Here is a 23,752-nt window from a genome sequence, read left to right on the forward strand (position 1 = left end):
GACGCATATTCCGAAAAGACATATCGATGATTTTTTTAATTCTTTGACTTCAAACCGGCTCGCCACGACACTAAAAAAAGGGTACCGGTACCACTGAATTGTAGCGAAGCAGCTGTCGCACACTAAGCTGGTTCTTCACCGATCAAAGCAGGTTTTCCGAATAAGACACAAGCGGCGCAAGGCGCGCTTTCAAATCAAGGGATCACAGCATGAAGAGCAATAAGAAAATTTTTGGCGCGCTGACCATCGGCGCTTTGCTGGTGGCGACGGCGTATGCCGGCGCCGAGGAAACCGATCCAACGCCGCTCAAGGGCCGCGACGACAGCGCCTCCGTGCCCAGCGTGACGGTCAACGCCACGCGCCGCAACGCCTCGCTGCAATCGGTGCCGGTCGCCGTCAGCGTGCTGGATGGCGATGCGCTGAACAACGCCAACCGCACCAGCATTGACACCATCGTGCAGGAAGTGCCGAGCGTAACCTTCCGCCAGCAGGGCGGCAACAAGGACTCCACCATCTTCGTGCGTGGTATCGGTACCATCTCCACCTCGCCGGGCGTCGAGCCGACCGTGTCGACCGTGATCGACGGCGTGGTGTATGCGCGTCCGGGCCAGGCCACGCTGGATCTGCTGGACATCGAACACATTGAAATCCTGCGCGGACCGCAAGGCACGCTGTTCGGCAAGAACGCTTCGTCCGGCGTGCTGAATGTAATCGGCCGCAAATCGACGCAGGAGACCACCGGCTTTGTCGACGCTTCCTGGTACGAAGGTAATGAGAAGCGCGTGCGCGCAGGCGTCTCCGGCGCCATCCAGCCGGGCGTGGTCAGCGCTTCGGTCACCGGCCTGTATGCGGACTATGACGGCAACATCAACAACGTCCATGCGGGCGGCGGCAAGCTGAATGGCTACGACCGCAAAGGCGTGCGTGCCCGCGTCGACATCACGCCGACCAGGGATCTGGATATCGCGCTGATCGCCGACTACCTGCGCTCGACGTCGTCGCCGACCTTCACCGCCTACAAATCGACGGCGGCCGCCTTCAACGCCGGCATCGCGCCGGTGGTGGCCGGCGCAGAGAACCGCCAGGTCAACACCGACATTCCTAGCGATATCCGCGACAAGAACAAAGGCCTGTCGGCGCAAGTGGACTATCGCTTCAACGGCTACACGCTGACCTCCATTACGGCGGTGCGCGACTGGGACAATACCCAGTACACCAGCACATCGGCGATCGGCAATGCGGCTGAAGTGGCGCGCATCACGGCGGCTTTCCCGGCCACGCGCGACATCGGCACGGTGGAATTCAAACAGGCGTCGCAAGAGCTGCGCGTCGCTTCGCCGAAAGAGCAGTTTGCGGAATACGTGGTCGGCGCCTACTACCTGCACGGCAAGGACCGCGAGGTGTATCAGCGCATCGTCAACAATGGCGCCGCGATCAACTCGGGACGCGCGGATTACGGCGTGAAGAACGACAGCTACTCGCTATTCGGCGAGAGCACGCTGAACTTCGCTTCCGACTGGCGCGCCATCGCCGGCGCCCGCTGGACCCGCGATGACCTGTCCTACGACCATGCGCGCACCTCGACGCAGACCGTCGCCTTCGCCGGCGTACAACCAGCCACGCAAAGCACCGGTTCCACCAGCAAGGATGGCTACTCGGGTCGCCTCGGCCTGCAATACGACATCGCCCGCGACATTAATACCTACGCGACGTACTCGCGCGGTTACAAGGGACCAGCCTACAACGTCTTCTTCAATATGCTGAGCCGCGACACGCTGGCGCTGAAACCGGAGACTTCGGATTCGTTTGAACTGGGCCTGAAAGCCAGCGCCTTCGACCGCAAGCTGACCGCCAACATCGCCATCTTCGACACCAAGTATTCCAACTACCAGGCCAACTTCTACGACACCGTGGCCGGCGCCGTCGTCACGCGCCTGATCAATGCAGGCGATGTCTCGACCAAGGGCGTGGAGCTGGACCTGAACGCGCGTCCTACCCGCGAGCTGACGCTGACCCAGTCGCTGGCTTACACCGATGCGAAGATCGACAGCTTCAACTGCCCGGCCGCTGCGGCCGCGTCGTGCAACCTGAATGGCCAGCCGCTGCCGTTCTCGCCGAAGTGGAAGTCCTTCACCCGCGCCAACTACGCGCTGCCGCTGCAGAACGGCTTCATTGTCGACTTCTCGGCCGACTACACGTATCAGGCCAAGACGCAGTACGACTTGTTCCAGTCGGCCGATGCGATCCAGGGCGCGTATGGCATTGTCAACGCCGGCATTGCGCTGTCGTCGCCGGTGGGCGGCTGGCGCATTGCGCTGGTGGGCAAGAACCTGGCCAACAAATCGTACGCCACCAACCTGGTCACCTCGACCGGCTACGTAACCCGCGCTGTGCCGCGTGACGATGAGCGCTACTTCGGCATCACCGCCCGCAAGGAGTTCTGATGGCTAAGCAGATGAGCATCGCCGCGTTCATGATGCGTTATGGCCACCACGTCGCGGCGTGGCGGCATCCGGATACCGATCTGGAATCCAATCCATTCAAGGTGTTTCGCGAACAGGTGCGCAGCGCGGAGCGGGCCTGCCTGGATGCAGTGTTCTTCGCCGACAGCGTGGCGCTGACTGGCGCGCCGTCGCTGGAACCTTTGACGCTGTTGTCGGCACTGGCCGCATCGACCGAGAACATCGGCTTGATCGGCACCGCCACCACCACCTACAACGAGCCTTACACGGTGGCGCGGCAGTTCGCGTCGCTGGATCTTTTATCGGATGGACGCGCGGGCTGGAATCTGGTCACGTCGGACAACGCGGCGGAAGCGGCCAACTTTGGCCGCGACCAGCACGTGGCGCACGCCGACCGCTATGCGCGGGCGCGGGAATTTCATCAAGTTGTCACAGGACTGTGGAATAGTTGGGGGCCCGGTGCGTTCGTCAACGACAAACGCGGCACGCTGCCTTACGACCCGGCCAAACTGCATACGCTGAATCATCGCGGCGACCATTTCGCCGTGGCGGGGCCGCTGAATGTGGCGCCTAGTCCGCAGGGACGGCCGGTGGTGGTGCAGGCCGGCGGCTCGGAGACCGGGCGCGATCTGGCGGCGGGGACGGCGGAGGTGGTGTTCACCGCGCAGCCCACGCTGGCCAAGGCGCAGGCGTTTTACCGCGATATCAAGGACCGCGTGATCGCCAAGGGCCGCAGTCCGGACGCGGTCAAGGTCATGCCCGGATTGTTTGCGGTGGTCGGCCGCACGCAAGAAGAAGCCGATGCCAAGTTCGCGCAATTGCAGTCGCTGATCGAGCCGAAGGCCGGGCTGGCGCTGCTGGGACGGATGATCGGCAATTTCGATTTGTCCGGCTATCCGCTGGATGGCCCGCTGCCCGAGCTGCCGCAGACGCAGGACGGCCAGCGCAGCCGCCAGCAGTTGCTGACCGATCTGGCGCAGGGCGAGAACCTGACCATACGCCAGCTGTACGAACGTATCGCCGGCGGACGCGGTCACTTCACCGTGGTCGGCACGCCGGAGCTGGTGGCGGACCGCATGCAGGAATGGTTTGCGCAGGGCGCGGCCGACGGCTTTAACTTCATGGCGCCGGCGCTGCCGGGTGGATTGGATGATTTTCTGGAGCTGGTGATTCCTGAGTTGCAGCGGCGCGGCTTGTTCCGCACGTCGTACGCAGGCAGCACCTTGCGTTCGCATTTGGGTTTATAGGAGCAGGCATGAAAGCAGTAAGCAGGATGTTGGTGTTGGCGGTCGCTTTGGCGGCGGCGCAGGTCGGCGCGCAGGAATACTACGGCGATTTCCGTCCCGATGCGCCGGAACTGGCGGCACGCGGTCCGCTGCAAGTGGGCGTGCGCACGCTGGTGGCGGAACACAAGGACCAACTCGATATCCTGCATGCGACGGCCGGGCAGCCGAATCCACGCTATAGCCGCAAGCTAACGCTGGAGGTGTGGTATCCGGCGCGGCTGGCGGCCGGACAGAAGGAGCACACCGTCTATACCGACGTGCTGGGCGCCGGCGCCAATGATCCGAAGCGGCCGAATACGCCGTTCCAGTTCAACGGCCGCGCCGCGCGCGACGCCGCGCCAGCCGCAGGGCAGGGCGGGCGCTACCCGCTGGTGATCGTCTCGCACGGCTATCCCGGCTCGCGCCTGCAAATGAGTTACCTGACCGAGAACCTGGCGTCGAAAGGTTATGTCGTCGTCGCCATCGATCATCTCGAATCCACGCGCGCCGACAAAGCCGGTTTCCCGAGCACGCTGCTGAACCGCCGGCTGGACGACCTGTTCGTGCTGGACACCGTCGCCGCCTGGGCCAAGCCGGGCAGCGGCAACTTCCTGGCCGGTGTGGTGGACGCCGACAATACCGCCCTGATTGGCTACTCGATGGGCGGCTACGGCGCGCTGAACGCGGTCGGCGCCGGCATCAGCGCGTCGGCGGTGGCGTACGTCCCTGGCGGCAGCCTGGCGATCAACCAGCAGGGCAACCAGCAATACGAAGCGCAGCGCGACGCGCGCATCAAGGCCGTCGTGGCCTTCGCGCCGTGGGGCGCTGCCAACCAGGTGTGGGACGCAGCCGGGCTGGCCGGCGTGCGCACGCCGACGCTGTTCATCAGCGGCGACCAGGATGACGTGGCCGGCTACAAGGACGGCGTGCTTAAACTGTTCGAGGGCACGGTGCACGCCAACCGCTACCTGCTGACCTACGTTGGCGGCCGCCACAACTCGGCGCCGAATCCGCCGTCGCCGGCCGCATGGAGCAATTTCGACGACTTCATGGCCTATTCCGAGCCGGTGTGGGACAGCCGCCGTATCAACAACATCAACCAGCACTTTGTCACGGCTTTCCTCGGCATCCAGCTGAAACAGCAGCCGTTCCAATCCTACCTCGACCTGCCGCCGTTGCAAGCCGACGGCACCGCCAAGCCCGATCCCGGCCTGTGGAAGGGCTTCGCCAAACGTACCGCGCTCGGTCTGGAGTGGCGCCATCTGCCAGCGCAATGAGCGAGTTGTCAGCTTGATCATGTTCTTAAGGCGCCTGTAAGGCTGTCAGCTTGTATAATGCTGGCAAACTAACAGGCCTGCATACCATGACCAATACCACTCACTTCGGTTACAAGACCGTCGCGGAAGAAGATAAAGTCCGCGAAGTCGCCAAGGTTTTCCATTCTGTCGCCGCCAAGTACGACATCATGAACGACGTCATGTCGGCTGGCCTGCACCGCGTCTGGAAGATTTTCACCATCGCTAACGCGGCTGTGCGTCCGGGCTTCAAATGCCTGGATATCGCCGGCGGTACCGGCGACCTGGCCAAGGTGTTCGCCAAGCAGGCCGGCCCCACCGGCGAAGTCTGGCTGACCGACATCAACGAGTCGATGCTGCGCGTTGGCCGCGACCGCCTCTTGAATCGCGGCCTGATGACCCCCACCTTATTGTGCGATGCCGAGAAACTGCCTTTCCCGGACAACTATTTCGACCGCGTCAGCGTCGCCTTCGGCCTGCGCAACATGACGCACAAAGCCCAGGCGCTGAAGGAAATGCGCCGCGTGCTGAAGCCAGGCGGCAAGCTGCTGGTGCTGGAATTCTCGAAAGTGGCCGAGCCGCTGCAAAAGCCCTACGACATCTACTCGTTCAAGGTGCTGCCGTGGATGGGCCAGAAGATCGCCGGCGATGCGGAAAGCTATCGCTACCTCGCGGAGTCGATCCGCATGCACCCGGACCAGGAAACGCTGAAAACCATGATGGAAGAAGCGGGCCTGGAACGCGTAACGTATTACAACTTGACGGCAGGTGTGGCCGCTTTACACACCGGTATCAAAATGTGATGACTGGAGTGACCATGAACTTGAAAAAAATCCTGATCGGCGCGGTAATCGCCGTGTCCGCCATGTCGATGCTGAGCGAGGCGATCGCTCGTCCTGCCGGCGGTGGCCGTTCGTTTGGCCGCCAGTCGCAGAACGTCAACCGCATGCCTGCTCAACCTGCACCGCAGCAAGCGCCACGCCAGGCCCAGCCTGCGCCGGCGCCGGGCACGACGCCGGTGGCCGCACCAAAACCTAGCCCTTGGAAGGGCATTCTCGGCGGCGCGCTGCTGGGGCTGGGCCTGGGCGCCTTGTTCTCGCACTTCGGTCTGGGCGGCGCGCTGGGTGGCGCAATCGGCTCGATCATCATGCTGGCGCTGCTGGCGGGTGTCGTGTTCTTCATCTTCCGCCTGATTCGCGGCAAATCGCAACCGGCCGCTGCGCCGGCGGCGTTTGGCGGCAACCAGAATGTGTATTCGATGCCGCCGCAAGGTGGTTCGGCGACGCCGGATATCGGTTCGCGTCTGCAGCCAGCCGCTGCACCAGTACCAGTGCAGCCTGCGCACCAGCAGTGGGGCGTGCCGGGTGACTTCGACCAGGCGACCTTCCTGCGCGTTGCCAAGAGCAATTTCATTCGCCTGCAAGCAGCGTGGGATAAAGGCGATGTGGCCGATATCCGCGAGTTCACCACGCCGGAAGTGTTTGCCGAGATGAAGATGCAGATCAGCGAGCGCACCGTGGCCGACTACACCGATGTGGTCAGCATCGATGCCGAACTGCTGGGCATCGAGACCACCGACACCGAGTATCTGGCCAGCGTCAAGTTCACCGGCATGATCAAGCCGGCGCCGGATGCGCTGGCCGAGCCGTACCACGAGGTGTGGAACCTGGCCAAGCCGATCAACGGCTCCAGCGGTTGGCTGCTGGCTGGTATCCAGCAACTGGCGTAATCAACCCGGCTGTGCCGGTAAAACTGGTAAGATCAAGGCCGCCCTCATCGGGCGGTTTTGTTTTCAACGGCTAGAACATGATTTCATTGAATCCAGGCAGTTTCTCCGCAGCGCCCGCCAGCGCCGCCATCAACCACTTGCTGGCGCAGGAGCCATGGGCGCGCCAGGAGTTGCTGCGTCACGCCGGTAAGACCGCCAGCATCGACGCCGGCAGCGTCGCGCTGCGCCTGCGCGTGACCGCCGACGGCTATCTGGAGCCCGCGCCCACCGACGAGCCGGCCCGCGTCACCATCCGCGTCAAGCTGTCCGACCTGCCGTTGATCGCGCAAAACCGCGAGCGCGCCTTCTCCTACGTGCAGATCGAAGGCGACGCTGAATTCGCCAACGCCATCTCCAGCCTGAGCAAATCGCTGCGCTGGGAAGCCGAGCACGACCTGGAAAAAGTGGTCGGCCCGATCATCGCCGTGCGCGCCGTCTCCGGCGCCAAGGCCGCGTTTGAAGCGGTTAAGGCCGGCCATCAGAAGCTGGCCGAAAACGTCGCCGAATTCCTGCTCGACGAAAAACAGGTGCTGGTGCGGCCGCACACGGTAGAAGCTTTCTCGGCCGAGGTTAACCGCCTGCGCGACGATGTCGAACGCACCGCCAAGCGCCTCGCCAAACTGGAACAGAAACTGGGATCACAATAATGCAGAAATTCTTGCGCCTGCTGAAAATTCTGCGGGTATCGGTACGTTACGGCCTCGATGAAATCGCCATCTCCGGCTTGAAAAAGCCGCGCATCGCCAAATTCATCGACACCGCGTTTTTCTGGCGCGACCTGTCGTCGCCGCGCGGCGTGCGGCTGCGCATGGCGCTGGAAGAGCTGGGCCCGATCTTCGTCAAATTCGGCCAGGTGCTGTCGACCCGCAGCGACCTGATCCCGGCCGACCTGGTGATCGAACTGTCGCGCCTGCAAGACCGGGTGCCGCCGTTCGACTCCGACCTGGCCGTGGCGCAAATCCAGAAATCGCTGGGCGCCCATCCGGACCAATTGTTTGCGACCTTTGAACGCACGCCGGTGGCCTCGGCCTCGATCGCGCAAGTGCACTTCGCCACGCTCAAGGATGGCCGTCAGGTGGCGGTCAAGGTGCTGCGTCCGGGCATGAAGAAATCCATCGACGAGGACGTGGCGCTGATGCACATCGCCGCCGAGTGGATCGGCAACGTCTGGGCCGACAGCAAGCGCCTGAAGCCGAAAGAGGTAGTCGCCGAGTTCGACAAATACCTGCACGACGAGCTGGATCTGATGCGCGAAGCCGCCAACGCCAGCCAGCTGCGCCGCAACTTCGCCGATTCGCAACTGCTGCTGGTGCCGGAGATGCACTGGGATTACTGCTCGCCGAGCGTGATCGTGATGGAGCGCATGCACGGCATTCCGGTGTCGCAGATCGACCGTCTGGCCGCCGCCGGCGTCGACCTGAAAAAGCTGTCCAGCGACGGCGTGGAAATCTTCTTCACGCAGGTATTCCGCGACGGTTTCTTCCACGCGGACATGCATCCGGGTAACATCCTGGTGTCGATCGAACCGGAGACCTTCGGCCGCTATATCGCGCTGGACTTCGGCATCGTCGGCACGCTGACCGATTACGACAAGGATTACCTGTCGCAGAACTTCCTGGCCTTCTTCCGCCGCGATTACAAGCGCGTGGCCGAGGCGCACATCGAATCCGGCTGGGCGCCGAAAGAAACCCGTGTCGACGAACTGGAATCGGCGGTGCGCGCCTGCTGCGAGCCGATCTTCGACCGGCCGTTGAAGGACATCTCGTTCGGCCAGATCCTGCTGCGTTTGTTCCAGACCTCGCGCCGCTTCAACGTTGAAGTGCAGCCGCAACTGGTGCTGCTGCAAAAGACGCTGCTGAATATCGAGGGACTGGGCCGCCAGCTCGATCCCGACCTGGACCTGTGGAAGACCGCCAAACCCTATCTGGAAAACTGGATGGGCGAGCAGGTCGGCTGGAAAGGCTTCCTGCAGCGCCTGAAAGCCGAGGCGCCGCGCTACGCCCACATCTTCCCGCAACTGCCGCGTCTGGCGCATCAGGCGCTGGAACGGCATGCTGAACGGCCGAACGACAACACCGAGCTGATCAAGGTGCTGATCAACGAACAGCAGCGCACCAACCGTCTGCTGAGCCTGGTGATCTACTTCGCCGGCGCGTTTGCGCTGGGCGTGGCCGGCTTCCATCTGTATCAGCGCTTCCACCATCTGCTGTAAGCGCCATGGCGGACTTCCAGCAGCGTGATCCGTTGTCGCCGGCGTTCTGGGATGAGCGCTTCGAGCGCCATTTCACGCCATGGGACAAGGGCGGCGTGCCGCAAGCGTTACAGGATTTCGTCGCCGCCAACTCGCCGCTGACCACGCTGATTCCTGGCTGCGGCTCGGCTTATGAACTGGCCTTCCTGGCCGGGCAGGGTTGGGATGCCACCGCCATCGATTTCTCGCCCGCTGCGGTAGCGCAAGGCAAGCTGGCTGCCGGCGAGCATGCGGCGCGGGTAGTGGAGGCGGATTTCTTTGCCTGGCAGCCGGCGGCGCCGCTGCAATTGATCTACGAACGGGCATTTCTATGCGCGATGCCGCGCGCCATGTGGCCGCAGGTGGCGGCGCGCTGGGCACAGCTGCTGGCGCCGGGGCGCTGCTGGCAGGGTATTTCTTCTTTGATGAGGCGGCCAAGGGGCCGCCGTTCGGCATCCAGCGCGCGCAGCTGGAGCAGCTGCTGCGCGCGGATTTCGAGTGCGTCGCCGACGACGCCGTCAGCGACTCCATCCCGGTGTTCGCCGGCAAGGAGCGCTGGATGGTGTGGCGGCGACGCTAACGCGGCTTAATTACGGCGCGGATTGTTTGGATGGTCGTCACGGCTGTTCGGCACGCCGTCATGATCGCTGTCGCCGCGGGCCCAGCTGCCGCGCGTCATTTCCCAGTGACCATTACGCTCAGCCCAGGTTGGCTGATGATAGACATAGCCGCGGCGCTCGCGTTCCCAGTGGCCTTTGGTCCACACGTGGCGGTTGTTGCGCCAGTCCCAGTAGCCGGGCGCCCACACATAGCCGTGGCGTGGCGGAGGAACAACTTCATCGCGCGGCGCTGGCGGCGCAGTCTGCACCACGATCACGGCAGCCGAGGCTGGCAGGGTAAACGTACCGGCGGAAGCCGCAATGGCGGCAGCAAGCAAAAGTTTCTTCATCATGTTGAGCTCCTCTTTGTAAGGTGTGGTTACCGTTATAAAGAGATCGGCGACGCTTGTCTGTGCGCGTCCACGCATATCCGCTCAGCGGCGAATGGCGTACGCCGAATCGTCCCGCTTGTGTGGTATCAGCAATAGCATCAGTCCACCGCAGGCCAGCATCGCCCAGCCGGACGGTTCCGGCACGGGACTGGCGAGCTGCACCGGCGCAGCCTGTGCCGACGCATGCAGCTGCTCGTCGCTGGCGGGCGCGAGCACGGCGGCGGTGTCCAGCGGCGGTTCGAGGTTGATGCTGAACGTAAAATGGTCGGATGCCAAGGTCACCGGGCCGCGCTGTTCATCCAGATAATCATGCGCGCGCATGGCTGACGCCTGGCCGGCCGCCAGCAGCGCGCCGCCCAGCAGGAAAATCGCGCGGCGCATCAATCGCCAGTTTTAACGGTCCGGCGGGCAGGCAGTTTGGGCATGTAGCGCAAAGATTGCAGGCCGACCATTACCGCCATGCACAACAGCACGGCGCGGCGATGCATCGGTTCATCCGGCGCCTGGGCGACAAATTTGTTGGAAGCGGCAAAAGCAGGAGCGGAAAGGCAAGCAGCCAGAAGGCCGGCGTACAGCGTTTTTTTCATGGTATTTCCCAAAGAATCAAAGAGTTGGAGCGTCGTAAGTCCGGGACGGCTAACGAGGCGACGATTCAGGGATTGGGAAATCAGCGCTTGTAGGCAAGTATTAAAACATGCCCTCAACCAATAAGCGAATAGATTTTTGCTATGAAAACGATTACCGGTGGGAGCTTGGCGACAGGAAACAGTCAGATGGCGGGCAAAAGGCTTTATAATTCAGGGTTTTGATGATTTTTGCGGAGTAAGAGATGCCGATCTACGCGTACCGCTGCGAAGCCTGCGGTTTTGCCAAGGACGTCTTGCAGAAGATTTCCGACCCGCAGCTGACGGTTTGCCCGTCGTGCGGTAAAGAGTCGTTTAAAAAGCAAGTCACCGCAGCCGGTTTCCAGTTGAAGGGTTCCGGCTGGTATGTGACCGATTTCCGAGGCGGCACGCCGCCGGCCACCGGCACCGCGCCGGCGTCGACGTCGGAGAGTGCTGCGCCAGCACCGGCCCCGGCGCCCGCGCCGGCCAAGACAGGCGGCACCGGCGACACCTGAAGCTCTCCCATCCACACAGAAGGACCTCGATGCGTAAATATTTCATTACCGGCCTGCTGATCCTGGTGCCACTGGCGATTACCGCCTGGGTGCTGAACCTGGTGATCAGCACCATGGACCAGTCGCTGCTGTTCGTGCCGGAACGCTGGCAGCCGCGCACCTTGGTCGGCTTCGACATTCCTGGCCTGGGCACTTTGCTGACCATCGTCATCGTGTTCCTGACCGGCCTGCTGACCAACAACCTGGTCGGCAACTACGTGGTCAAGCTGTGGGAAAAACTGCTGACCCGGATTCCGGTGGTCAGCTCGCTGTATTCGAGTGTCAAGCAGGTGTCGGACACGCTGTTCTCGTCGTCCGGCAACGCCTTCCGCAAGGCGGTGCTGATTCCGTATCCGCACCAGAATTCGTGGACCATCGCCTTCCTGACCGGCACGCCGGGCGGAGACGTCAAGAACCACCTGGTGGGCGAGTACGTCAGCGTGTACATCCCGACCACGCCGAATCCGACCTCGGGCTTTTTCCTGATGATGGCCAAGAAGGATGTGGTCGAACTCGACATGAGTGTCGATGCGGCCCTGAAGTACATCGTCTCGATGGGCGTGGTGGCGCCGGAAGACGCGCCGAGAACCATCGTCCTGCCAGACACTGAAACCAAGATTAACTGAGTAACTTAACCTGAACCGAGAAATAAACATGTCCTCAATGCGTACTCACTACTGCGGCCTCACCACTGAAGCGCTGCTTGGCCAAACCGTCAGCCTGTGCGGCTGGGTACACCGTCGCCGCGACCACGGCGGGGTGATCTTCATCGACCTGCGCGACCGCGAAGGCCTGGTGCAGATCGTATGCAATCCGGAACAGGCTGAAGTATTCAAGGCCGCCGAATCCGTGCGTAACGAGTTCTGCCTGCGCGTGACCGGTGTGGTCAAGGACCGTCTGGCTGGCACCGTCAACAGCAACCTGAAATCGGGCAAGATCGAAGTGGTGTGCTCGCAACTGGAAGTGCTGAACGCCTCGGTGGCCGTGCCGTTCCAGCTGGACGACGACAACCTGTCGGAAACCACCCGCCTGACCCACCGCGTGCTGGACCTGCGTCGTCCACAGATGCAGAACAACCTGCGCCTGCGCTACAAGGTCACGATGGAAGTGCGTAAGTACCTGGACGAGCTGGGCTTCATCGACATCGAAACCCCGATGCTGACCAAGTCGACCCCGGAAGGCGCGCGCGACTACCTGGTGCCGTCGCGCGTCAACGCCGGCAGCTTCTTCGCGCTGCCGCAGTCGCCACAGCTGTTCAAGCAGCTGCTGATGGTGGCCAACTTCGACCGTTACTACCAGATCACCAAGTGCTTCCGCGACGAAGACCTGCGCGCCGACCGCCAGCCGGAATTCACCCAGATCGACTGCGAAACCTCGTTCCTGACCGAACAGGAAATCCGCGATCTGTTCGAAGACATGATCCGCAAAACGTTCAAGAACACCATGGACGTCGACCTGCCGAACCCGTTCCCGGTGATGGACTTCGCCGAAGCCATGGGCAGCTACGGTTCGGACAAGCCGGACATGCGCGTCAAGCTGAAATTCACCGAACTGACTGAGGTTGTCAAGAACGTCGAATTCAAGATCTTCAACAGCGCCGCCAACCTGCCGAACGGCCGCGTGGTCGGCCTGCGCGTGCCGAAAGGCGGTTCGATGCCGCGTTCGGAAATCGATGCCTACACCCAGTTCGTCGCCATCTACGGTGCGCGCGGCCTGGCGTACATCAAGGTCAACGAGAAAGCCAAAGGCCGTGACGGTCTGCAATCGCCGATCGTCAAATCGATCGACGACGCCACCCTGGCCACCATTCTGGAACTGACCGGCGCCGAAGACGGCGACCTGATCTTCTTCGGCGCGGACAAAGCCAAAGTGGTGAACGATGCCATTGGCGCGCTGCGCGTCAAGATCGGCCACTCGGAATTCGGCAAGGCCGCCGGCCTGTTCGACGACGTCTGGGCGCCGCTGTGGGTGATCGACTTCCCGATGTTCGAATATGACGAAGAAGGCGACCGCTGGACCGCGACCCACCACCCGTTCACCGCGCCGAAAGACGGCCACGAAGACTGGCTGGAAACCAATCCGGGCGCCTGCATCGCCAAGGCCTACGACATGGTGCTGAACGGCTGGGAACTGGGCGGCGGTTCGATCCGTATCCACCGCGAAGACGTACAGTCGAAAGTGTTCCGCGCACTGAAGATCGACGCCGACGAAGCGCGCCTGAAGTTCGGCTTCCTGCTGGATGCGCTGCAATACGGCGCGCCGCCGCACGGTGGCCTGGCATTCGGCCTGGACCGTATCGTGACGCTGATGACCAAGTCGGACTCGATCCGCGACGTCATCGCCTTCCCGAAAACCCAGCGCGCGCAGGATCTGCTGACCCACGCGCCGTCGGAAGTGGACGAGAAGCAGCTCAAAGAACTGCATATCCGTCTGCGTGCGGTCGAGCCGAAAGTGGCCGGCTAATCTGTCTCATCTGGAAAAGGCGCTGCGGCGCCTTTTCTTTTAGCGCGTTTATGAAGCCTTACAAGATACCCGAATCCGTGCTGGTGGTGATCCACACCGCCGACCTGCACGTGCTGCTGATCGAGCGCGCCGACAAGCCGGGCTACTGGCAATCGGTGACCGGTTCGCTGGACGCGCCGGACGAGCCGTTGCTGCAGACCGCCGCGCGCGAGCTGTTCGAGGAAACCGGCATCGTCGCCGACGGCGAGCGCATCGCGCTGCGCGACTGGCGCTTGTCGAATGTGTACGAGATTTACCCGGTGTGGCGCCACCGCTACGCGCCCGGTGTCACGCAAAATACCGAGCACGTGTTCAGCGTCGAAGTGCCGCGCAATATTGCCATCACGCTCAGCCCGCGCGAGCATCTGAATTACGTCTGGCTGCCGTACCTGGAGGCGGCCGACAAATGCTTCTCGTCCTCCAACGCCGAAGCTGTCTTGCTGCTGCCACAGCAGCTGCGGGATTTTGGCGCCGGCTGACGTATTTTCTGGCAAGCCTCAAGATCATTGACTACAATCAATAGATCTAAAGAAACTTTACGTTCTAGAAGGTATCATGGCCAGTCCTACCTCTTCCAGCCCTGTCGGCTCCGTGCTCAATAGCGGCAATCTGTCGATCGATGCCTTGATTAGCGGCAGCAAGTGGGGACGACGACGGCCGGACCGACCACGGTGACCTACAGCTTCCCGTGGACCACCAACGCCAATGCCGTCTACAGCGGCGCCGGCGGCGGCCGCTATTCACCCGACAATGAAGCCAGCGCTGCCCAGCACTACGGCCTGGATGCGACGCAGCAGGCCGCAGCCACCGGCGCACTGCAGGCCTGGGCCAATGTGGCCAATATCAATCCGGTGCTGGTGGCGGAAACCAGCACCTCGGTCGGCGATATCCGCCTGGGCTTCACCTCGGCCACGCAAAGCAGCAGCGACGGCGGCCAAGCCTGGGGCTGGGCGTATTTCCCGACCGCCAACACGCCGTCCGGCGGCGATGTCTGGATCAGCACCTCGACCACCAGCACCGACTGGTCGGTAGGCTCGTACAACTATATGTCGCTGGTGCATGAACTGGGACATGCGCTGGGCCTGAAACACCCGTTCGAGGATGGCGACGTCGACCTGGCGCACGCCAACCGCGAGTATTCCATCATGGCCTACGACGACGCGCCCAACAGCGTGTGGGTGGACTTCAGCCGCACGTCGGCCGGCTACAGCTGGAAGTCGTACAACATCGTGCCGGATTCGCCGATGGTCAACGACATCGCCGCCATCCAGTATCTGTACGGCGCCAACACCGGCTACAACACGGGTAACAATACCTACACCTTCGATCCGGCCACGCCATTCCTGCACACCATCTGGGATGCCGGCGGCAACGACACCATTTCGATCGCCAACTTTACCGTCGGCAGCGTGATCGATTTGCAGGCCGGTCATTATTCGTCGCTGCGCATGGTGGCGGAACAGTCGCCGGCCGGCGTCGTCTGGAATACCGCGCCGCCGACCACCACCTATGACGGCACCAACAACCTGGGCATCGCCTACGGCGTGACGATCGAAAACGCGATCGGCGGCAGCGGCAACGATACGCTGATCGGCAACGCGGTGGCCAACCATTTGCAGGGTAACGGCGGCGCCAACAGCATTGACGGCGGTGACGGCATCGACACTGCGGTCTACACCGGCAACTTCAGCAGCTACGCGCTGGCGGCCACCAGCACCGGCTACCTGGTCACGCTGCAAAGCAATCCGTCGCAGACCGACACGCTGACCAACATCGAGCGCCTGTCGTTCGCCAATGCCAGCATGGCGCTGAACCTGAACAGTCTGGCGGAAGATCCGTTGCAGGCGCAGTACACGGCGCTGGCGGAAAAATTCTACGTGGCGTATTTCGGCCGCCCAGCCGACGCCACCGGCCTGGCCAATATGGTGTCGCAGTTCAACGGCGCCAACGTGCCAACCAACACCACCGACTTTGTGGCCGCCTATGCGACCAATGCTACTGTCAAGTCGCTGATCGACAGCTTCGGCAACAGCGCGGAATCGGCGACGCTATACCATGGCACCAACCGCGATTTCGTGACCGCCATTTACGCCCACTTGCTGGGCCGCACGCCCGACCTGGACGGCTTGAATTATTGGACCGGAGAATTGGATAACGGTAACCTGGTGCGTGGCTGGGCGGCATTGAATATCGCGGCCGGCGCTGAAGCCAACAAAACCGCACAAGGGCAGGTCGATGCTGCGCTGGTCGCCAACCGCGTCACGGTGGCCGCCAACTTCACCGCGCTGCTGGACACACCGGCCGAGGTGGGGGGCTATGCGGGCGACGCCGCCGCAGCCACGGCGCGCGCGTTATTGGACCGGGTTGACCAGAATTCCAGCATCCTGGCTTATGAAAGTACCGTCATCAGCACGGTGGCGCAGATGTCGAGCCTGGCGCAGGGCGGCACCGCGCTGGCGCAGCTGATCGGCGTCCAGCATATCGACCACGGCCTGATGCTGGCCTAGGTCAGTTAAAGTGAACGTGCGGCGGCGCACCCCCGAATGCGGTCTCGGGGGTAAAATAAGTCGCATGAAGATCCGAGTCGCTACCTACAACATCCACAAGGGCGTTTCCAGCATACGCGCGGAACCGCGCGTGATGGCCTTGAAACAAGCCATCGGCATGTTTGACGCCGATGTGGTTTTTTTGCAGGAAGTGCAGGGCAAGCACGACCTCAAGGCCGCCAAATACGGCGCCGAACACCTGGGCCACAAGCACTGGCCCGCTGCGGCGCAGCATGAATATTTCGCCGGCGAATCGCGCCACCTGCACGCCGCCTACGGCATGAACGCCATCTACGACCACGGCCACCATGGCAACGCGCTGCTGAGCGCTTTCCCGATCGCCAGCCAGGCCAACCGCGACGTCTCCGACCACGCCTATGAGCAGCGCGGCATCCTGCACTGTATGCTGGACACGCCACGCGGCCCGGTGCATTGCTATGTGGTCCACCTGGGACTGTTTGAAAGCGGCCGCCGGCGCCAGACCCAGGCGCTGATCGCCGCCGTCAAGGAAACTGCGCCGCATGGCGAACCGGTGGTCATCGCCGGCGACTTCAACGACTGGCGCAACACCCTCAGCACCGAACTGCGCAACGCGCTGGGCGTGGTCGAGGCGTTCGACGAGATCGAAGGCGCCAACAGTGCGCTGGGCGAAATCATGCGCAAGCTGCGCCGCAAGAGCAGCGTCAACCCGGCCCGCACCTTCCCGTCCGCGCTGCCGTTCTTCCGCCTGGACCGCATCTACGTGCGCGGCTTCCGGGTGGAGACGGCCGAGGTAATGCATGGTAGTCTGTGGGCCAAGCTGTCAGACCACGCTCCCATCGTCGCCTCGCTGACGCTGGCTTGAGCGCACACCATGCGCCCTGTAAATTTCATCGCCGATAACGACGTTACGCTGCTGCATACCGGGACCGATTTCTTCCCGGCGCTGATCGGCGCCATCGACGCAGCGCAGTATGAAGTCTATTTCGAAACCTATATCTTCGCCGGCGACGACACCGGCCTGAGCGTGCAGGCCGCGCTGATCCGCGCCGCCCAGCGCGGCGTGCAGGTGCGCATGATTACCGACTGGTGGGGCACCGGCCGCCGCCAGGTCAACAGCATGCATGCGCAGCTGGTGGCCCAGGGCGTCGAGCACCGCATGTTCAATCCGTGGTTCCTGCGCGGCGTCACCCGCACCCACCGCAAGATCTGCGTGGTCGACCGCCAGGTGGCTTACGTCGGCGGCATCAACATCAATGACGATATGTTCTGCGATTACGATCACAGCAAGGCGCTGTCGGCGCCGCGCTGGGATTTCGCGGTGCAGGTGCGTGGCCCGCTGGTGGCCGACATCCAGGCCGAGGCGGTGACGCAATGGCGCCGCCTGGGCAAGCTGGGCCTGATCAAGCGCATCGGCCTGTACCGCGACATGCGCAAGGTCGAAAAAATCGCCGCCGAGCATGCGGTGCAGGCCGGCTTTGTGGTGCGCGACAACCTGCGCAACCGCCACACCATCCAGCGCGCCTACCTGAAGGCGCTGGGGCAGGCGCGCAAGAGCGTGCTGCTGGCCAATCCGTATTTCGCGCCGAGCCGCAAGTTGCGCCGCGCCTTGACGTCGGCCGCCGAACGCGGCGTCGAGGTGGTGCTGCTGATCGGCGTCGGCGAGATCTGGCTGCAGGATGCGGTGGCGCATTCCTTCTACCCGAAGCTGCTTGCCGCCGGCGTCAAAGTGGTGGAATATCACAAGACGCAGTTGCACGCCAAGGTTGCCGTCATCGATGACGACTGGGCCACGGTCGGTTCCAGCAATGTAGACGGGCTGAGCCTGTTCCTGAACCAGGAAGCCAATGTGGTGATCAAGGATGCGGTGTTTGCGCAGGCGCTGCGCCAGCGCATCGAGGCGGCGGTTGCCGACGGCAAGGTCATCACCTATGATGACTTCGCGCACGTCGGCCATGTGAAGCGGATCGGCTACGAGGTGGCGTTTGTGTTCTACAAATTGATAATGCGGGTGTTCGCTGTGGGGAAATACGCGTGAGTGAAGGTGTACGACTGGATAAATGGCTGTGGGCGGCGCGCTTCTTCAAGACCCGCTCGCTGGCGTGCGATGCGGTGGACCGCAACAAGGTGACCGTCAATGGCGACCGCGTCAAGCCGGCGCGCACGGTCAAGCTGGGCGACGTGCTGGAAATTGACAACGGCTCCGATCAGTGGGAAGTCGATGTGATGGGCTTGTCCGATGTGCGCGGCCCGGCCACCATCGCCCGCAACCTGTATGAAGAAACCGAAGTCAGCGTCGCGCGGCGCGCGGCGGTGGCCGAGAACCGCCGCCTGTTCCGCGAGCCGACCGCGGGTTTCAAAGGCCGTCCGACCAAACGCGACCGCCGCCAGCAGGGCAAAGTTGGCGAATCGCAATAACTTCTACCCCCAAGCGACAAGGGGTCTGACCCAATCCGGGGTCCGACCCCGCAAGTGATCGCCTTGCGGGGTTATTGCTGCACCGCAGTAATAGAACCCCACCTCTAAAGGTACTGTTTGACATTCACCCCAAGTGGATAATAGTACGAGCGTTCGCAATTCTTTTCACACAGAGTAAATTTAAGTAGAGCAGAATATTCGTTTCTCTCAAACGCCTTTTTACCCTGGGATGCAATCTTATTAATACCTCAACTAAATTTATGCGCAAAGGCGAGTTAACCCGCGCGGCAATCCTGGACGTGGCGCTCGACCTGGCCAGCCGCGATGGTCTGGAAGGTCTGACCATCGGATTGCTCGCGGATAAGATGAACATGAGCAAATCCGGCGTGTTCGCGCATTTCGGCTCGCGTGAAGACTTGCAGTTGGAAGTGCTGAAGCTGTATCACCACCGTTTCGAACAGGAAGTGTTCTTCCCGAGCGTGAAAGAGCCACGCGGCATCCAGCGCCTGCAAGCGATGTTTGCGCGCTGGGTCAAGCGGGTCAGCGTCGAAGTGGCGTCGGGCTGCATCTACATCAGCGGCGCGGTCGAGTATGACGACCGGCCCGGCCCGATCCGCGAAGAGTTGATGGCCATGGTCGGCGCCTGGCAGGGCGCGCTGCTGCGCTGCGTGAAGCAGTGTATCGAGACCGGCGACCTGCAAGAGGGCATCGACCCGCAGCAGCTGGTCTACGAGATGTACGGCCTGATCCTGGCCCTGCACCACGACGGCCGCTTCCTGCGCATTCCGGGCAGCTTGGAACGCGCGGGCAGGGGCTTTGAGCGCCTGATCGAAACGTATCGCAATCCGCAGTCGCCGGCAGCGGTGGTTGCAAACGCCAATTAATTAATTCAAACACTACAGTAGTCATCAGGAGAAAAAAATGGGTCAATACGTCGCGCCAATCCGGGATATGCAATTCGTTCTGCACGAGTTCCTGAAAGTGGAAGATGAACTGAAAGCATTGCCGGACTACAGCGAAGTCGATGCCGACATCATCAACCAGGTGCTGGAAGAAGGCGGCAAGTTCACCGCCGGCGTGCTGTTCCCGCTGAACCACTCCGGTGACCGCGAAGGCTGCAAGCACGACGCCGCCACCCACACCGTGACCACCCGAAGGGCTTCAAGGAAGCGTACAAGCAGTACGTGGAAGGCGGCTGGGCGGCACTGGCCTGCGATCCTGAATACGGCGGCCAGGGCCTGCCAGTGGTGCTGAACAATTCGTTCTACGAAATGCTGAACTCGGCCAACCAGGCCTGGACCATGTACCCGGGCCTGTCGCACGGCGCCTACGAGTGCCTGAAAGAACACGGCACCGCGCAGCAGAAAGAAGTCTACCTGCCGAAACTGGTGTCGGGCGAATGGACCGGCACCATGTGCCTGACCGAACCACACTGCGGCACCGACCTGGGCATGCTGCGCTCGAAAGCGCTGCCACAGGAAGATGGCTCGTGGCTGATCACCGGCAACAAGATCTTCATCTCGGCCGGCGAACACGACATGTCGGAAAACATCCTGCACCTGGTGCTGGCCCGCGTGCCGGATGCACCGGAAGGCTCGAAAGGCATTTCGCTGTTCCTGGTGCCGAAGTTCCTGCCGAAAGAAGACGGCACGGTTGGCGAACGCAATCCGATCACCTGCGGCGCCATCGAAGAAAAAATGGGCATCCACGGCAACTCGACCTGCCAGATGAACCTGGACGGCGCCAAGGGCTGGATCATCGGCCAGCCAAACAAGGGCCTGAACGCCATGTTCGTGTTCATGAACGCCGCCCGCCTGGGCGTTGGCATGCAGTCGCTGGGCCTGACCGAGATCGCTTACCAGAACGCCGTGATCTACGCCAAGGACCGCACCCAGATGCGTTCGCTGACCGGCGTCAAGCGTCCGGACCTGCCGGCCGACCCGATCATCGTCCACGCCGACGTGCGCCGCATGCTGCTGACCGGCCGCGCTTACGCGGAAGGCGCGCGCGCTTTCACCTCCTACGTGGCGCTGCAGATCGACCGCGAACTGCACCACCCTGACGAAGATGTGCGCAAGGAAGCCGCCGACGAAGTCGCGCTGCTGACCCCGATCGTCAAGGCCTTCATCACCGACAACGCCTGGATCGCCACCTCGGAAGCGATGCAAGTGTTCGGCGGCCACGGCTACATCTCGGAATGGGGCATGGAGCAGTACGTGCGCGACGCCCGCATTAACCTGATCTACGAAGGCACCAACACCATCCAGTCGCTGGACCTGCTGGGCCGCAAGATCCTGGGCGACAACGGCGCCAAGCTGCGCAAGTTCGGTGAGAAAATCAAGGCGTTCGTCGAAGAAAATGGCCTGGACGAAAACCTGAGCGAATTCATCACCCCACTGGGCGAGCTGGGCGACAAAGTCACCAAGCTGACCATGGAAATCGGCATGAAGGCGTTCCAGAACGCCGATGAAGTGGGCGCCGCCGCCGTGCCTTACCTGCGCGTTGTCGGCCACCTGGTGTACAGCTACTTCTTCGCGCAAATGGCGAAGATCGCGCTGGAAAAACAGGACAGCACCGATACCTTCTACAAAGCCAAGCTGGCGACCGCGCGCTTCTACTTCGCCCGCCTGCAACCAGAAACCGCAACCCTGATCCGTCAGGCGCGTTCGGGCTCCGCCAACCTGATGGCACTCGACGCCGACCTGTTCTAAGAGGAAACGACAATGACCAATTTCATCGTGAAAAAAGTAGCCGTGCTGGGCGCCGGCGTGATGGGTGCGCAAATCGCCGCCCATTGCATCAACGCCAAAGTGCCTGTGGTGCTGTTTGATTTGCCTGGTAAAGAAGGCACGCCGAAGAACGGCATCGTGCTGAAAGCCATCGAAGGCCTGAAAAAACTGTCGCCGGCGCCGCTGGGCAACAAGGACCACGCCGCGCTGATCGAAGTAGCCAACTACGAAGACGACCTGGCCAAGCTGGCCGAGTGCGACCTGATCATCGAAGCCATTGCCGAGCGCATGGACTGGAAGCACGACCTGTACAAAAAGGTCGCGCCGCACATCGCGCCAAACGCCATCTTCGCCTCGAACACCTCGGGCCTGTCGATCACCAAGCTGTCCGAAGGCTTTGACGCGGACCTGAAATCGCGCTACTGCGGCGTGCACTTCTTCAATCCGCCGCGCTATATGCACTTGGTGGAAATCATCCCGACCGAGTTCACCAAGCCGGAAATCGCCGACCAGCTGGAAGGCTTCCTGACCTCGACCCTGGGCAAGGGCGTGGTCCGCGCCAAGGATACGCCAAACTTCATCGCCAACCGCGTCGGCGTGTTCGGCATCCTGGCCATCGTGCACGAAGCTGAAAAATTCGGCCTGTCGGTGGACGTAGTCGATGACCTGACCGGCGCCAAGCTGGGCCGCGCCAAGTCGGGTACCTTCCGCACTGCAGACGTGGTCGGCCTGGACACCATGGGCCATGTGATCAAGACCATGCAGGACTACCTGCCGAACGATCCGTTCGCCGCCGTCTACAAAACTCCGGCGGTGCTGGCCAAGCTGGTGGAAAAAGGCGCGCTGGGTCAGAAGACCGGCGCCGGTTTTTACAAAAAAGTAGGCAAGGAAATTCAACGCCTGGACTTCGCGACCGGTGAATACGTCGCCGGCGGCGCCAAGGCAGCCGACATCGTGGCCCGCATCCTGAAGGAAAAAGATCCGGTCAAGAAGATGAAAGCGATGCGCGAATCGACCAATCCACAGGCGCAGTTCCTGTGGGCGATCTTCCGCGACGCCTTCCACTACATCGCCGTGCATCTGGAAAGCATCGCCGACAACGCGCGCGACATCGACTTCGCCATGCGTTGGGGCTTCGGCTGGACCGTCGGTCCGTTCGAAACCTGGCAGGCATCGGGCTGGACGCAGGTCGCCCAGTGGGTCAAGGAAGACATCGACGCCGGCCACGCACTGTGCAACGCACCGCTGCCAGCCTGGGTATTTGAAGGTCCGGTCGCTGAAAAAGGCGGCGTCCACACCCCTGACGGTTCGTGGTCGGCAGTGTCGAAATCGTTCGTGCCGCGTTCGGAACTGGCGGTCTACAAGCGCCAGGAATTCCGCGCACCAGTGTTGGGTTCGGGCGAAATCGACGGCCGCAAAGCCGGCACCACGGTATTCGAAGACGACGACGTGCGCCTGTGGCACTCGGGCGACGAAGTGCTGGTGATCTCGCTGAAAACCAAGCTGCACGTGATCAGCCCAGGCGTCATCGCCGGCTTCAAGAAAGCACTGGCGGAAGCCGAGAAGAACTTCAAGGGCCTGGTGATCTGGAGCGCGGACGCAGCCGACGGCGGCGCGTTCTCGGCCGGCGCCGACCTGCAATCGGCTCTGCCAGCCTTCATGAGCGGCGGCGCCAAGGCAGTCGACCCGATCATCAAGGAACTGCAAGACACCTTCATGGCGATGAAGTATTCCAACGTGCCAGTGGTGGCGGCGGTAGCCGGCATCGCCCTGGGCGGCGGCTGCGAAATGGCGCTGCACGCATCGAAACGCGTGGCGTCGATCGAGTCGTACATCGGCCTGGTGGAAGTGGGTGTGGGCCTGATTCCTGCCGGCGGCGGCCTGAAAGAGGCGGCGGCGCGCGCCTACAAGGAAGCCAAGGGCACCGACATTCTGCAATTCCTGAAAACCGGCTTCACCAACGCGGCCACCGCCAACGTGTCGAAATCGGCACTGGAAGCGCAGGCGATGGGCTACCTGAAAGAAGACGACGTCATCGTCTTCAACCCGTACGAACTGCTGTACGTGGCCAAGACCGAAGCGCGCGCCATGTTCGACAAGGGCTACCGCGCGCCGCTGAAGGCGCCGATCCAGGTCACCGGCCGTTACGGCTGGGGCACCATCAAGGCGCAACTGGTCAACATGCGTGACGGCGGCTTCATCTCCGCGCACGACTTCAAGCTGGGCGACATGATCGCGCAAATCGTCAGTGGTGGCGATATCGATCAGGGTTCGTTCGTGAACGAACAGTGGCTGCTGGACATGGAACGCAAAGCCTTCCTGGAGCTGCTGAACCATCCGAAAACCCAAGAGCGCATCATGGGCATGCTGCAAACCGGCAAGCCAGTCCGCAACTAAGGAATAAGACA

Annotated in this window: 20 protein-coding genes and 2 pseudogenes; 19 read left to right on the forward strand and 3 right to left on the reverse strand. The window is 62.3% G+C overall.

What is annotated here, in order from left to right; genetic code table 11:
• Positions 1–209: 209 nt before the first annotated feature.
• The 8 genes and pseudogenes from HH213_RS13715 to HH213_RS13750 all read left to right on the forward strand — a co-directional run bounded on the left by HH213_RS13715 (position 210) and on the right by HH213_RS13750 (position 9,600).
• Positions 210–2,444, forward strand: coding sequence for a TonB-dependent receptor (locus HH213_RS13715; protein WP_169112575.1), 2,235 nt, complete (start codon positions 210–212; stop codon positions 2,442–2,444).
• Positions 2,444–3,709 (forward strand): LLM class flavin-dependent oxidoreductase, encoded by a 1,266-nt coding sequence (locus tag HH213_RS13720; RefSeq protein WP_169112576.1) that lies wholly within the window; start codon positions 2,444–2,446, stop codon positions 3,707–3,709. Before HH213_RS13715 ends, HH213_RS13720 begins: the two co-directional genes overlap by 1 nt.
• Before the next feature lie 8 nt (positions 3,710–3,717).
• Positions 3,718–5,004: an alpha/beta hydrolase family protein gene (locus tag HH213_RS13725; RefSeq protein ID WP_169112577.1), complete on the forward strand. Its 1,287-nt coding sequence runs from the start codon at positions 3,718–3,720 to the stop codon at positions 5,002–5,004.
• An 86-nt stretch (positions 5,005–5,090) separates the two neighbouring features.
• A complete protein-coding gene (gene ubiE / locus HH213_RS13730; RefSeq protein ID WP_169112578.1) occupies positions 5,091–5,825 on the forward strand; it encodes a bifunctional demethylmenaquinone methyltransferase/2-methoxy-6-polyprenyl-1,4-benzoquinol methylase UbiE in 735 nt (244 codons plus the stop codon).
• Between the two features lie 14 nt (positions 5,826–5,839).
• Positions 5,840–6,751 (forward strand): Tim44 domain-containing protein, encoded by a 912-nt coding sequence (locus HH213_RS13735; RefSeq protein ID WP_169112579.1) that lies wholly within the window; start codon positions 5,840–5,842, stop codon positions 6,749–6,751.
• A gap of 77 nt (positions 6,752–6,828) precedes the next feature.
• Positions 6,829–7,437 (forward strand): ubiquinone biosynthesis accessory factor UbiJ, encoded by a 609-nt coding sequence (locus HH213_RS13740; RefSeq protein ID WP_169112580.1) that lies wholly within the window; start codon positions 6,829–6,831, stop codon positions 7,435–7,437.
• Complete coding sequence (ubiB, locus tag HH213_RS13745) at positions 7,434–9,002, forward strand: ubiquinone biosynthesis regulatory protein kinase UbiB (protein ID WP_169115163.1); 1,569 nt, start codon at positions 7,434–7,436, stop codon at positions 9,000–9,002. The genes HH213_RS13740 and ubiB overlap by 4 nt, the downstream gene beginning before the upstream one ends.
• 5 nt (positions 9,003–9,007) lie before the next feature.
• Positions 9,008–9,600, forward strand: a pseudogene (locus HH213_RS13750) (methyltransferase domain-containing protein).
• 6 nt (positions 9,601–9,606) lie between these two features.
• Here HH213_RS13750 and HH213_RS13755 read toward each other — a convergent pair.
• The 3 genes from HH213_RS13755 to HH213_RS13765 all read right to left on the reverse strand — a co-directional run bounded on the left by HH213_RS13755 (position 9,607) and on the right by HH213_RS13765 (position 10,598).
• The gene (locus HH213_RS13755) at positions 9,607–9,972 is read right to left on the reverse strand and encodes a YXWGXW repeat-containing protein (RefSeq protein WP_308494540.1); all 366 of its coding nucleotides are present in this window, start codon (positions 9,970–9,972) and stop codon (positions 9,607–9,609) included.
• A gap of 81 nt (positions 9,973–10,053) precedes the next feature.
• Complete coding sequence (locus HH213_RS13760; protein WP_169112581.1) at positions 10,054–10,392, reverse strand: hypothetical protein; 339 nt, start codon at positions 10,390–10,392, stop codon at positions 10,054–10,056.
• The gene (locus HH213_RS13765) at positions 10,392–10,598 is read right to left on the reverse strand and encodes a hypothetical protein (protein WP_110846480.1); all 207 of its coding nucleotides are present in this window, start codon (positions 10,596–10,598) and stop codon (positions 10,392–10,394) included. Before HH213_RS13765 ends, HH213_RS13760 begins: the two co-directional genes overlap by 1 nt.
• Before the next feature lie 242 nt (positions 10,599–10,840).
• Here HH213_RS13765 and HH213_RS13770 point away from each other — a divergent pair, with 242 nt between their 5' ends.
• The 11 genes and pseudogenes from HH213_RS13770 (at position 10,841) to HH213_RS13820 (ending at position 23,741) form a co-directional block, all read left to right on the forward strand.
• Complete coding sequence (locus tag HH213_RS13770) at positions 10,841–11,131, forward strand: FmdB family zinc ribbon protein (RefSeq protein WP_169112582.1); 291 nt, start codon at positions 10,841–10,843, stop codon at positions 11,129–11,131.
• A 29-nt stretch (positions 11,132–11,160) separates the two neighbouring features.
• Positions 11,161–11,796 (forward strand): DUF502 domain-containing protein, encoded by a 636-nt coding sequence (locus HH213_RS13775; protein ID WP_110846482.1) that lies wholly within the window; start codon positions 11,161–11,163, stop codon positions 11,794–11,796.
• Between the two features lie 37 nt (positions 11,797–11,833).
• Positions 11,834–13,633, forward strand: coding sequence for an aspartate--tRNA ligase (gene aspS, locus HH213_RS13780; protein WP_174864458.1), 1,800 nt, complete (start codon positions 11,834–11,836; stop codon positions 13,631–13,633).
• 50 nt (positions 13,634–13,683) lie between these two features.
• Complete coding sequence (gene nudB, locus HH213_RS13785; RefSeq protein ID WP_169112583.1) at positions 13,684–14,151, forward strand: dihydroneopterin triphosphate diphosphatase; 468 nt, start codon at positions 13,684–13,686, stop codon at positions 14,149–14,151.
• 162 nt (positions 14,152–14,313) lie between these two features.
• Positions 14,314–16,179, forward strand: coding sequence for a M10 family metallopeptidase C-terminal domain-containing protein (locus HH213_RS13790; protein WP_169112584.1), 1,866 nt, complete (start codon positions 14,314–14,316; stop codon positions 16,177–16,179).
• 64 nt (positions 16,180–16,243) lie between these two features.
• A complete protein-coding gene (locus tag HH213_RS13795; RefSeq protein ID WP_110846485.1) occupies positions 16,244–17,062 on the forward strand; it encodes an endonuclease/exonuclease/phosphatase family protein in 819 nt (272 codons plus the stop codon).
• Between the two features lie 9 nt (positions 17,063–17,071).
• The gene (gene clsB, locus HH213_RS13800; protein ID WP_110846486.1) at positions 17,072–18,235 is read left to right on the forward strand and encodes a cardiolipin synthase ClsB; all 1,164 of its coding nucleotides are present in this window, start codon (positions 17,072–17,074) and stop codon (positions 18,233–18,235) included.
• Positions 18,232–18,615 (forward strand): RNA-binding S4 domain-containing protein, encoded by a 384-nt coding sequence (locus HH213_RS13805; RefSeq protein ID WP_110846487.1) that lies wholly within the window; start codon positions 18,232–18,234, stop codon positions 18,613–18,615. The genes clsB and HH213_RS13805 overlap by 4 nt, the downstream gene beginning before the upstream one ends.
• A 260-nt stretch (positions 18,616–18,875) precedes the next feature.
• Complete coding sequence (locus HH213_RS13810) at positions 18,876–19,499, forward strand: TetR/AcrR family transcriptional regulator (protein WP_110846488.1); 624 nt, start codon at positions 18,876–18,878, stop codon at positions 19,497–19,499.
• Positions 19,500–19,536: 37 nt separating this feature from the next.
• Positions 19,537–21,326 (forward strand): annotated as a pseudogene (locus HH213_RS13815) (acyl-CoA dehydrogenase C-terminal domain-containing protein).
• 12 nt (positions 21,327–21,338) lie between these two features.
• A complete protein-coding gene (locus HH213_RS13820; RefSeq protein WP_169112585.1) occupies positions 21,339–23,741 on the forward strand; it encodes a 3-hydroxyacyl-CoA dehydrogenase/enoyl-CoA hydratase family protein in 2,403 nt (800 codons plus the stop codon).
• Positions 23,742–23,752: the final 11 nt, after the last annotated feature.

Source organism: Duganella dendranthematis (genome assembly GCF_012849375.1).
Classification (GTDB): Bacteria; Pseudomonadota; Gammaproteobacteria; order Burkholderiales; family Burkholderiaceae_D; genus Rugamonas; species Rugamonas dendranthematis.